The following is a 3,503-nucleotide window of genomic DNA, read 5'->3' on the forward strand; positions in this document are numbered from 1 at the left end:
GCGCCCTCGTCCGCGACGGCGTCATCGGCGACGGCGCGAACATCGGCGCCCGCTGCGAACTCCTCCGCGGCGCCCGCGTGTGGCCGGGCGTCGAGATCCCCGACGGCGGCATCCGCTTCTCCACCGACGTCTGACACCGCTTCGCCGCCATTCCGCACACCGGAAAACCGCGTCCGAGCACGTCGGCCGCGCTGTCATGCGCTGCGGTGGAGCTCCTCGCGAGTGACGCGCCGGGCGATCTCTTCGACGTCGGCGGCAGTGAGCCCGCCGGGATCCTGCTGACGCACTGCCTGGGTCAGCAGCTTTCGCACGAGCGCGGAGGTCGGGATGTGCTCGGCGGCGGCCCGCCGGCGAAGCTCGGCTTCCAAGGTGTGGCTGATACGCAGGTGCAGTGACACATCGAGCGTGGCGGCGTTTTCGGCGGCCTCGGCCTCAGCCGCTTCGGTTTCCTCGTCGGCGACCTGAGCACGGATGGCGTCGTGGCGGGCCCGGCGGGCGGCCTTGGCGGGATCGGTCATGGTTGCGCCTCCTTGGCTTCGAGGTAGTCGCGGAGGTCCGCTCCACGGGTCTTCCACGCGGTCACTCCGGAGTTGTCCCCTGGGTCAACGATGACCGTAAGGACACACCCGGCACCGAACGAATACCCAATGATCCGGGTATAGCCGACATGGCTTTTCGGATCGGGATCGCGAACGACCCGGTACGGGTCGGCGGCGGCCTCCAGCGTCCAGGCCGGTCGATGTCGGTCGCCCCTGGGTAACGGATCGAGCGGCTGCGGATATGGGCGGCATCTTCGTCGTCCCACCACAACTCAGTAGCCATGTGTCACATTGTAGAACAACCCACCACGTCGGCGCATGGAAGCAGGGCGCCTGGTTCGGCCGGATGGGGTTTTCTCCGAATCCACCGGTACGCAGGCGGCTTGCGACACGCGAAGAGCGCGGCGTGCGGGCTAGCTGAAGCCGACGGCTTGTCCGCCCCAGGCGGTGTGCAGGTCGCGGTCGGGGTCGTCGATGACACGGTCGGCGGTGTCGATGACCAGGGTGGTGCGGGCCGGGAGGCGGTAGGGCGGCCAGTGTTTGGAACCGTCCAGGGCGGCGGGGACGCCGTAGGTGGCGAAGGCCAGCCAGCGGCGCATGATGCGGCCGGAGATGTCCGTGGCTGTCTTGCGGCCGCCGAGCCAGAAGGTCGGGTCGTGGTTGATCGTGCCGAAATTGCCGAAGACGTAGGGCAATTCGGTGGCGTGGCCCGCGCCGACGCGCGCCGCCCGCAGCATCGGGGTGGCGTAGTCGAAGCGGTAGGTCCAGGTCGGCGAGTGTTGGGCGTGGCCGTCGGCCACCCAGTGCGCCGGCATCCGGAAGGCAGCGTCGGTGGACATGGCCAACGCACCGCGGGCCTTGTTCAGATCCGGGTAGGCGGATGTGATCTCCGCCAGCCGCTCCGGTGACATTCCCGGATGGGTCGCCGCGACGTCGCGCAGCATCGCGTTCACCGCGTCCGGGGTCACCGGCATGATCGGCGAGCGCAGCAGCCGGAACAGCGACGCCTCGTCCTTGTTGGTGCCGATCATCAACGGCACCCGGTGCGATCTCCCGCGCTGGAACTCCTCGATCGGGTAGGTCGGCAGCAGATCCCCGTCGACCACGGGCGCGGCCGCCAGCCTGCCCGGCTCCTTCACCGGGATCTCGTCGAGCAGGACGCCCGCCGCCGACACGATCCGATCGATCGGGCACTCCAGCAGTTCCTTGGCCCGGGACGCGGGCAACTCCAGCAACTCCAGGAATCGCCGCGCCACCGTCGCCGCCCGCTCCGGTCCGAATACCGTGGTCGCGGGCGGGCTCTGGGCGATCGCCTGGTGGAACAGGCCCGCCGCGCGCGGCGAGGTCAGCAACGCGGTGACGCAGCCCGCGCCCGAGGACTCGCCGAACAGCGTGATGTTGCCGGGGTCGCCGCCGAATGCGGCGATGTTCTCCCGCACCCATTCCAGCGCGGCGATCTGGTCATGCAGCCCGAGGTTCGGCGCGAAGTCGTCACCGAGCGAAGACAGGTCGAGGAACCCGAGCGCGCCGAGCCGATAGTTCACCGCGACGACCACGACGTCACCGGTCAGGGCAAATTTGCGTCCGTCGTAGATCTCCTGCGCGGCGGTGCCGAGGCAGTACGCGCCGCCGTGCAACCAGACCAGCACCGGGCGCGGCTCCCGCACCGAGTCGCCGCCGGCATACCGCGGCGACCAGACGTTCAACCACAGGCAGTCCTCACCCATCGTGAGACCCGAGTCGACGGGCACCATGGTGCCCATGGACTGCGGCGCGATCCGGCCGAATCGAATGCAGTCGCGCGTTCCGTCCCACGGCTGTGGTGGCTGCGGCGGGGCGAACCGCGCCGGACCGGTGGGTGCGGACGCGTAGGGGATGCTTCGCCACACCGAAACGGAGCCCTGGCGAACTCCACGCACATCGCCGTACACCGTCCGCGCGATCGGCTCGGGTAGATCGTCGGAACCGGGCACCGCCTCGGAGAACTCGGCGCGCATCGCAGACCTCCTCATACTTCCTTTTCGAGAGTACGACGAAGATCAGTACGCCCAGGTTTCGATGCCGCGACATTACCGCGTCAAGTGGCGTTCATCCGCTGTTCAGGCGCCGTATTGGGCCACTGTGCCGAATCGATCACGGTAGCGGGGTTCGACCGCGTTCCCTTTGATAGCTGGCTAGATGCGACTCAATAGCTGGCGAGATGCGACACCCGCCCTGCGACCGGCCCGGCAGCGACCGGCACTCCGGCGGTCCGCCACCCGGGTGATCCGGACCACGCCTAGCCGAGCAGCAGCACGACGGCCCGACCTCGATCGGCAGCCCGTTCTCGGTGCTGGGCAGGGAGACGATGTGCACCCACTTGTAGCCTCAACCCGTGAAATTCGGAATGCTCTCTGCCATAGGTGTTCTCACCGTCGCCGCGGTAGCGGCGGCTCCCACCGTCTCGGCCATTCCCACCGGCTCGGGCGGCAGTGGCGACGGTCGAGAAGTGGTGATCATCGACAACACGCTGGAACTGAGCAACCTGGACTCGTGCTGGGCTAGTGGCTTCCCTCGTGACATCAGGTTCGAGAACCGCAGCACGCGCCATTTCCTGGTGTTTGCGTCCAACGACTGCACAGGCGAACCCACCGCGACAGTGGCTCCGGGTGGGTTCGCGACGCATTACGGCTGGTCGGCTACGGCGGCCAAGTAGGCTCGCTCCGTCGAGCCATCGCAGCTGTGGTGGCGTCCGCTCACATCGGCGGCGCAGGCCCTAAGATGAGCGGATGCCGAGTTACAGCTATCGGTGCCGCAGCTGCGGCGACACGTTCGAGGTGACCCGCCCGATGGCGGAATCATCGGCGCCCGCCGCTTGCCCCAGCGGTCACAACGACACGGTCAAACTGCTGACCACGTTCGCCACCGTCAGCCGGGGAGGCGGCAACGCGCCCGCGCCCAGCCCGGCGGCGCCTCCGGCAGGCG

At 68.6% G+C, this 3,503-nt stretch carries 4 protein-coding genes and 1 pseudogene; 3 read left to right on the forward strand and 2 right to left on the reverse strand.

What is annotated here, in order from left to right; genetic code table 11:
- Positions 1 to 134 (forward strand): annotated as a pseudogene (locus tag NA4_RS41115) (NDP-sugar synthase); the annotation flags it as partial.
- Between the two features lie 60 nt (positions 135 to 194).
- Here the strand turns inward: NA4_RS41115 and NA4_RS37650 are convergent.
- Positions 195 to 518 (reverse strand): hypothetical protein, encoded by a 324-nt coding sequence (locus NA4_RS37650; RefSeq protein ID WP_067480908.1) that lies wholly within the window; start codon positions 516 to 518, stop codon positions 195 to 197.
- A 434-nt stretch (positions 519 to 952) separates the two neighbouring features.
- Entirely contained in the window at positions 953 to 2,536 is a 1,584-nt protein-coding gene (locus NA4_RS37655; RefSeq protein ID WP_084497844.1) for a carboxylesterase/lipase family protein, read from the reverse strand.
- Positions 2,537 to 2,913: 377 nt separating this feature from the next.
- Between NA4_RS37655 and NA4_RS37660 the strand changes: the two genes are divergently transcribed.
- Complete coding sequence (locus NA4_RS37660) at positions 2,914 to 3,234, forward strand: hypothetical protein (protein WP_157129564.1); 321 nt, start codon at positions 2,914 to 2,916, stop codon at positions 3,232 to 3,234.
- A gap of 73 nt (positions 3,235 to 3,307) precedes the next feature.
- Positions 3,308 to 3,503: FmdB family zinc ribbon protein (locus NA4_RS37665; RefSeq protein ID WP_067480914.1), on the forward strand; the 196-nt coding region annotated here is incomplete at its 3' end.

This window comes from Nocardia amamiensis NBRC 102102 (genome assembly GCF_001612745.1).
Lineage (GTDB): Bacteria > Actinomycetota > Actinomycetes > Mycobacteriales > Mycobacteriaceae > Nocardia > Nocardia amamiensis.

What these genes read in the sequence shown, in the direction of transcription:
- NA4_RS37650 (WP_067480908.1), bottom strand. Translation starts at nt 518, where the DNA reads ATGACCGATCCCGCCAAGGCCGCCCGCCGGGCCCGCCACGACGCCATC.
- NA4_RS37655 (WP_084497844.1), bottom strand. Translation starts at nt 2,536, where the DNA reads ATGCGCGCCGAGTTCTCCGAGGCGGTGCCCGGTTCCGACGATCTACCC.